At 72.1% G+C, this 6,638-nt stretch carries 6 protein-coding genes and 1 pseudogene; 5 read left to right on the top strand and 2 right to left on the bottom strand.

Annotated features, from left to right (window positions below; all coding sequences use genetic code 11):
- Positions 1-71 precede the first annotated feature (71 nt).
- Positions 72-1,148 carry a 23S rRNA (adenine(2503)-C(2))-methyltransferase RlmN gene (gene rlmN, locus D7W82_RS37715; RefSeq protein ID WP_120622894.1) on the top strand — a complete coding sequence of 359 codons (1,077 nt, stop codon included), beginning with the start codon at positions 72-74 and terminating at the stop codon, positions 1,146-1,148.
- A 201-nt stretch (positions 1,149-1,349) separates the two neighbouring features.
- Positions 1,350-1,736, top strand: a complete 387-nt coding sequence (locus tag D7W82_RS37710; RefSeq protein ID WP_014394034.1) for a hypothetical protein — start codon at positions 1,350-1,352, stop codon at positions 1,734-1,736.
- Positions 1,737-1,739: 3 nt separating this feature from the next.
- Here D7W82_RS37710 and D7W82_RS37705 read toward each other — a convergent pair whose 3' ends face one another.
- The gene (locus D7W82_RS37705) at positions 1,740-3,350 is read right to left on the bottom strand and encodes an adenylate/guanylate cyclase domain-containing protein (protein ID WP_120622893.1); all 1,611 of its coding nucleotides are present in this window, start codon (positions 3,348-3,350) and stop codon (positions 1,740-1,742) included.
- A gap of 33 nt (positions 3,351-3,383) precedes the next feature.
- Entirely contained in the window at positions 3,384-4,238 is an 855-nt protein-coding gene (locus tag D7W82_RS37700; protein WP_120622895.1) for a metallophosphoesterase, read from the bottom strand.
- 93 nt (positions 4,239-4,331) lie between these two features.
- On the opposite strand from D7W82_RS37700, the gene gluQRS reads away from it, so the two are divergent.
- The 3 genes and pseudogenes from gluQRS to D7W82_RS37685 form a co-directional block, all read left to right on the top strand.
- Positions 4,332-5,270, top strand: coding sequence for a tRNA glutamyl-Q(34) synthetase GluQRS (gene gluQRS, locus D7W82_RS37695; RefSeq protein ID WP_233588178.1), 939 nt, complete (start codon positions 4,332-4,334; stop codon positions 5,268-5,270).
- Between the two features lie 159 nt (positions 5,271-5,429).
- Positions 5,430-6,377 carry a hypothetical protein gene (locus D7W82_RS37690; protein WP_120622891.1) on the top strand — a complete coding sequence of 316 codons (948 nt, stop codon included), beginning with the start codon at positions 5,430-5,432 and terminating at the stop codon, positions 6,375-6,377.
- A gap of 72 nt (positions 6,378-6,449) precedes the next feature.
- Positions 6,450-6,638, top strand: a pseudogene (locus D7W82_RS37685) (hypothetical protein); the annotation flags it as partial.

Raw genomic sequence — 6,638 nt, 5'->3', positions numbered from 1 at the left:
CCCCCTCGTCCGCCCCCCAGGCCGGCGGACCCGGGTGCGCCCGCGCCGGGTGTGTTATCCCAGGTCCCGTCATGCCGGACGCCACCGTCAACCTCTACGACCTGCCCCGCCCCGCGCTGGACGCGCGGCTCGCCGGCTGGGGCTTCAGCCCCCAGTACCGCGAGCGCGTGTGGACGGGCCTGTACCGCGACGGCGTCACCGCGCTGGGTGACGTGACAGGGCTGCGCCCGGACCTCCAGGCCACGCTCCAGGAGCGAGCGCACCTGGGCACGCTCGCCACGCACCACGAGAGCTTCAGCAGCGACGGGCTCACCCACAAGCTGCTCCTGCGCCTGCACGACGCGCAGACCATTGAAACGGTGCTGATGCGCTTCAAGGGCCGCGCCACCGTGTGCGTGAGCACGCAGGCCGGGTGCGCCATGGGCTGCGTCTTCTGCGCCACGGGCCAGATGGGGCTGTCACGCCACCTGACGCCGGGCGAAATCGTGGGCCAGGTGCTCCACGTCACGCGCCTCCTGCGCGCGCAGGGGGAAGCGCTGCGCAACATCGTGCTCATGGGCATGGGCGAGCCCCTGCACAACTACGAGCACACCCTGGCCGCGGTGGACATCCTCGTGGACCCCAAGGGCCTGGCGCTGGCGCCGCGCTTCATCACCCTGTCCACCGTGGGCGTGGTGCCCGGCATCCTCCGGCTCGCGGACGAGGCGCGCCCGGTGCAGCTCGCGGTGAGCCTCCACGGCGCCACGGACGCGGAGCGCGCCGCGCTGGTGCCCGCGGGCCGCCGCTGGCCGCTGAATGAACTGATGGACGCGTGCCGCTACTACGTGGCGAAGCGCAAGCGCCGCATCTTCTTCGAGTGGACGCTCATCTCCGGCCGCAACGACACCGCGGAGCACGCGCACCACCTGGGACAGCTGCTGCACGGGATGGACGCGCACGTGAACGTCATCCCGCTCAACCCCACGGTGGGCTACGACGGCGGCCCCAGCGTCCCCGACGCGGTGCGGGCGTTCCAGGACGTGCTCACGTCGTACGGCGTGCCCAGCACGGTGCGCCAACGTCGCGGCATCGACATCGACGCGGGCTGCGGCCAGCTCAAGGCCGCCGTGGAGCGCAAGCCCCGCCGCTCCCTCCCCGTCGCTTCCTGAGCACCGGGCGGTGTCGGGCGGAACACCACCCGACCTGTCGTGTCACCCCGAAGCGCTAGCGTCCGCCCTGCTCGCACACGCGGAACGCAGGTGTGTGCGGCACGTGGATGTTCGGGGGCCCTTGCATGGCATGGGCTCGTGGGCACATTCTTCAAGACGACTTCCACGCAACCCCAACGGCTTCTCTGGCGGAGGTGGACAATGCTTTCCATCCAGGAGCACGGCACGGTGGAAGAGGCGAGCAGCAACCTGCTCGACTTCATCCTGATCCCCGACAACTGGCTCGAGCAGGCGCCCCCGCAGCCCGAGGGTTCCTCCACCTGGCCGGCATCGGATACCCAGTACCAGCGGCGCGTGGGCCCGCTGCGCATCTGTGCGTCGGTGGACGTGGCGCCGTCACTGGACGTGACGCTCCACATCGCGTTCCGCGCGCCGGGGCTCACGCCGCTCAAGGCGGCGGACCACCTGGAGAGCTTCCTCAAGCAGCGCCTGCCGCTGACGCCCAACAGCGAGTGGCAGGTGGAGGTGGACGAGCGCCGGTGGATCCACTTCTCGCGGCGCTACGCGGGCACGCACCTGCTGGCCTGACGGTTACGGCGCCAGCCGGTAGTGCCGCAGCGGCTGCGCCACGTTCTTCACCGGCGTTTCCATGAGGGGGCCGAACTGGAGCTTGCGCACGAAGGGCTCCTGCGACTGCGTCAGCGCTTCGTGCACGCTCTCCATCACCAGCGTCTCGCGAAAGCCCGCCAGCGACTGCAGGCGCGCGGCCTGGTTCATGCCGCTGGAGAAGGCCGTATAGTTGCGGTTGGGCCCGAAGAGGCCGCAGTTCGCGGTGGCCAGGTTCACGCCCACCGCCACGCCCAGCCCCGGCAGCTCCACCCGCCGGCACAGCGCGGCCACCTCCTCGCGCTCGCTCAGCTCCGCGGTGAAGGACTGGATGTCCTGCGCGGCGCGCACGGCGGCCTCCGCGCGGCGCACGCGGTCCGTCTGGAAGAAGGGCGGACCAAAGAGGCCGATGACGCAGTCGCCCACCATCTTGTCGAAGACGCCGCCGCGCGCCCAGATGCAGTCCACGGCGCGCGCGCTCCACTCGTCCACGAAGCGGCCGATGCTGCGCGGGCTGTCGAAGCCCTGCTCGCAGATGCGGGTGAAGCCGTTGATGTCCGCGAACAGGATGCCCACCTCCTGCTCCTGCGCGCGCAGGTGCCGCGCGTAGTCCGGGTCCTCCAGCAGCGCGTCGATGGCGACCGTGGGGAAGAACTGCGACAGGTGGATGCGCTCGCGGTTGTAGTCCAGGAGGCGCTGGCTCAGCGTGGAGGCCAGCACGCGGATGAGGTCCATCGCGTACGCGGAGAAGCCCTCGTTGCTCCAGACGACGATTTTCCCCAGGGGCTCGCTGCGCGTGGCCGCGGAGATGAGCACCGCCTCCGTGGTGCGCCCGTCGAACAGGCGCTTGAGCACGCCCGCGTCCCCGTGCAGAAGCCGCGTGCCGTGCTGATGCAGCAGTGACTCCAGCTGCGAGCCGGGCTGGTCTCCGCTCTCGTACTCCAGCTGCCCGTGCCGGTACGTGCGGTAGTGCAGCACGTGCGGCTGCACGGCGTCGCGGTACAAGAGGAGGAAGCCCGGCAGCCGCACCCGCTGCGCCAGCGTGCGCACCGCGTGGTCCATGCCCGCCTCGAAGACGGGGTTGGACAGGTGCTCGTTGCACTGGAGGATGAGCTGGTGCTTCTCCGACGCGGTGTGGACCAGCATCAGCACCGTGTCCAGCTCCTCCGCCACCACGTCCAGCGCCCGCGCGCGCTTCGCGGTGGTGCCCGCGTCACCGGGCGGCCCCGCGAAGAGCACGCCCAGCGTGCCCACCGGTGAGCCCGCCACGTCCAGCGTCTGGGTGAGCAGCGTGCCCGTGTCGTGGACGCTCAGGCCCACGGGGCCCGCCAGAAGGCTCCCGGCGAAGACGCCGCCCCAGTCGCCCTCGCTCCAGGTCTGCTCCACCAGCTCCTCGTCGCGCGTGGTGACGGCGATGGCGCGCGCGCCCAGGTGCTTGAGCAGCGTGGGGAAGCAGCGCCGGAAGCACTGGGTGAGCGTCTCGCGCTCCCGCAGGCTCTCCTCCAGGAGGTCGTCCGTGACGCGTCCCAGCTGCCGCAGGTAGCGGTACTCCTCCAGGGACAACTCAGCGGGTGGGGACGGGGGCGCCGGGGTCATGTGCGCCCCTTGTACCGCCGCCCGGGGGAACTGTCACAACGCGGGCACGTGCTTCGTGCCGCCCACGACGACGCCGTCCTGGACCTCGATGAGCCAGTAGCCCTCCTTCCCCGCCTGGGTGGAGGAGCCCGCGCCGAACAGGTGGGGCCGGTCGTCCGTGGCCGGGTGGTGGTAGCGCTGGTGGATGTGGCCGTGGAGCACCGCGAAGCGCGGGCCCGGCAGCAGCTTCAGGAGCGCGTCCGCGTCATGCAGTCCATGGTGCCAGCCGTCCGCGTGGTTCGCGGAGCTCCGGGGCGCGTGGTGCACGACGACCAGGATGGCGCGGCCGTCCAGCCGGGCGTCCTTCAGCAGGGCCGCCAGGCCTTCGAGCTGCGCGGGGCCCACGGTGCCGTAGGACAGGCCGGGCGTGGGCGGCGGGCGCGCGGAGCACAGGCCCACCACCGCGGCGCCCTCGCCCACCAGGCGCACGAAGGGGAACGCACCCTCGCGGCGGTACTCCGGCAGGTCGCTGTCCAGCAGGTCCCCGAAGTGCCGGGCGAAGCGTCCGTCACGCGCGGCGCCAGGGGTGAAGACGTCGTGGTTGCCGGGGATGACGGTGCAGCGCGCGGGCGTGGGGGCCAGGGGCGCGAGCGCGGCGCGGGCGGCGCGGAACTCGCCCTCCAGGGCGTAGGCGGTGAGGTCGCCGGAGAGGATGAAGTGGTCCACGCCGTGCGTGCCCGCCTCGCGGGCGATGGTGGACAGCGTGGCCTGCGCGTTCCGGTAGGCCTTCGCCCGGCCTCCCGCCGTCAGCTCCACGAGCGCCACCCAGCGGCGCCAGCCCAGCTTGCGCAGCGGCAGGGCGAAGTAGTCCTCGGTGATGTGGACGTCGGAGCAGTGAAGGAAGCGCATGGAGGGAGTCACACCCGAAGGAACGGAAGGAAGCGGCGGGGCATTCTCTCCCAGCGCGCGAAGGCGGGCGGGGAAGTTATGGTTGCCGCCACGATGCGAGGACGCTTCGCCCCCAGCCCCACCGGCCGCATGCACCTGGGCAACGTGAGAAGCGTGCTCCTGGGCTGGCTCCAGGCCCGGGCCGCGGGCGGCGCGTTCCTCCTGCGCATCGAGGACCTGGACCGCGCGAGGTGCCGCCCCCAGTTCCTCCAGGACCTCTACGAGGACCTGCGCTGGCTGGGCCTGGACTGGGACGAGACACCACTCATCCAGAGCGAGCGCGACAGCGTCTACCGCGAGGCCCAGGAGCAGCTCGAGCGCGAGGGGCTCATCTACCCGTGCTTCTGCACGCGCGCGGAGATCGCCCGCGCGGCGAGCGCTCCCCACGGCCTGTCCGACGAGGGCCCGCGCTACCCCGGCACCTGCGCGCACCTCACCGCCGGGCAGGTTTCAGAGCGTTCCCGCACGCGCGCCCCCGCGTACCGCTTCCGCGCGCGTGAAGGCGAGGTGCGCTTCGTGGACGAGCTCATGGGCCCGTACGTCCAGGACGTGCAGGCGCTGGTGGGGGACTTCGTGGTGCGCCGCAACGACGGCGTGGCCAGCTACCAGCTGGCGGTGGTGGTGGACGACGCGGCCAGCCGCATCACCCACGTGCTGCGCGGGGACGACCTCTTGCCCTCCACGCCCCGGCAGCTCCAGCTCTACGCCGCGCTGGGCCTGAGCGCGCCCGCGTTCCTCCACGTGCCGCTGGTGCTGGGCGAGGACGGCAAGCGGCTGGCGAAGCGTGATGGAGCGTTCGCGCTCGCGGAGCTGCGGGCGCGCGGCCGGCCTCCCGAGCATGTCCTGGGCCTGCTTGCCGCATGGAGCGGCCTGGGAGACGGCAGCCCGGTGACGCTGCCCGCGCTCGTCGCGCGCTACCGCACGGACGCGCTCCCTCGCGAGCCGGTGGTGGCGCGCGAGGCACTGCTCCTCGACGCGCTCGGCCTGCGCTGAGGCCACCCGGCCTTCCGCCCCACCCTCCGGGACGGAGCGGCCGTGAGGCAGTGGGACGACGTGGCTTCCCAGGTGCACACCTTCAACCCAGACACGTCCGCCCCGGCCATGCCTGCGAGCACGGCTTCGGCGACTCACGGGAAGCGAGGGTGAAGTCCAATGGCAGCCATTGTCGAGAGCGAACGCGCCGGCATCATCCCAGCAGTGCCGGGCAGTGCGTACAAGCTGAGCTGGGGCGCCATCTTCGGTGGCACCTTCGTCGCGCTGGGCGTCTGGATATTGCTCTACACGCTGGGGCTGGCGCTGGGCCTGTCGTCGGTGAACCCCGCCGATGCGTCGAGCGCGAAGTCCGCGGGCATCTTCACCGGCATCTGGAGCGTCATCGTCCCGCTGGTCGCGCTCTTCGTGGGCGGAGTGGTGGCCGCACGCAGCGCGGGCATCGTGGACAAGGCGGGAGGCGCCATGCACGGCGCGGTGCTCTGGGGCCTGACGACGCTCCTGGGCGTCATGGTCGTGGGCATGCTGGTGTCCAACGTGCTTGGCGCGGTGTTCAACGTGGGCAAGGCCGCGGTGGGCGCGGGCGGTACCGCGGCCGTGGGGGCCGTGACAGGCGGCGGTGAAGCGGCGAAGGCGTTCGGCCTGGACGCCAACGACGCGCTCGCGCCGGTGAACAAGCGCCTGCGGGAGGAGGGCAAGCCCACCATCACCGCGAACCAGTTGGAGGCCGCGACCAAGGACATCGTCACCGAGGGCGTGCGCCAGGGACGCATGGATCGCGAGCTGCTGGTGAGCAACATCGCGCAGAACACCAACCTGTCGCGGCAGGACGCGGAGGGCGTGGCCGACCGCGTGCAGCAGCAGGTGGACCAGGCCAAGACCAAGGCCGGCGAGGTGGGCCAGCAGGCACAGCAGGGCGCGCTGAAGGTGGCGGACCGCTCCGGCCGCGTCTTCTGGGGCATCTTCGCGGGCCTGCTGCTGGGCCTCATCGCGGCGGTGCTCGGCGCCACGCTGGGCGTCAGCCGCAAGCAGCGCATCCGCGCGGAGGGCGCGGTGGTGGTGCCCCCGACGACGACCCCGCCTAGCCCGCGCCGGGAGGTGTATCCGTAGCCTCGGGCGCTCGCGTGCATCCCCGCTTCACGCCCCTGCGTGAGGCGGGTATGACACGCGGGCACCCGGCCCATGGCGTCCTCGCACCGCACCCTCGTCCGCTGGCTCCTCATCCCTGGCCTGAGCCTGGGGCTGTTCCTGCTGTTCACGTTGGGAGCCGCCTGGGTGACGCGCTTCACGGACGCGCCGGAGCTGCCTGAACCCTCCGCGCCGCCGCCGGCCCTTCCGCCGCGCGCGAGCGCACCCGCGCCCGAGCCCTCC

This window comes from Corallococcus sp. CA049B (assembly GCF_003611685.1).
Lineage (GTDB): Bacteria > Myxococcota > Myxococcia > Myxococcales > Myxococcaceae > Corallococcus > Corallococcus coralloides.
This window is presented reverse-complemented; position numbering and strand designations above follow the sequence as displayed.

What these genes read in the sequence shown, in the direction of transcription:
- D7W82_RS37705 (WP_120622893.1), bottom strand. Translation starts at nt 3,350, where the DNA reads ATGACCCCGGCGCCCCCGTCCCCACCCGCTGAGTTGTCCCTGGAGGAG.
- D7W82_RS37700 (WP_120622895.1), bottom strand. Translation starts at nt 4,238, where the DNA reads ATGCGCTTCCTTCACTGCTCCGACGTCCACATCACCGAGGACTACTTC.
- rlmN (WP_120622894.1), top strand. Translation starts at nt 72, where the DNA reads ATGCCGGACGCCACCGTCAACCTCTACGACCTGCCCCGCCCCGCGCTG.
- D7W82_RS37690 (WP_120622891.1), top strand. Translation starts at nt 5,430, where the DNA reads ATGGCAGCCATTGTCGAGAGCGAACGCGCCGGCATCATCCCAGCAGTG.
- gluQRS (WP_233588178.1), top strand. Translation starts at nt 4,332, where the DNA reads ATGCGAGGACGCTTCGCCCCCAGCCCCACCGGCCGCATGCACCTGGGC.
- D7W82_RS37710 (WP_014394034.1), top strand. Translation starts at nt 1,350, where the DNA reads ATGCTTTCCATCCAGGAGCACGGCACGGTGGAAGAGGCGAGCAGCAAC.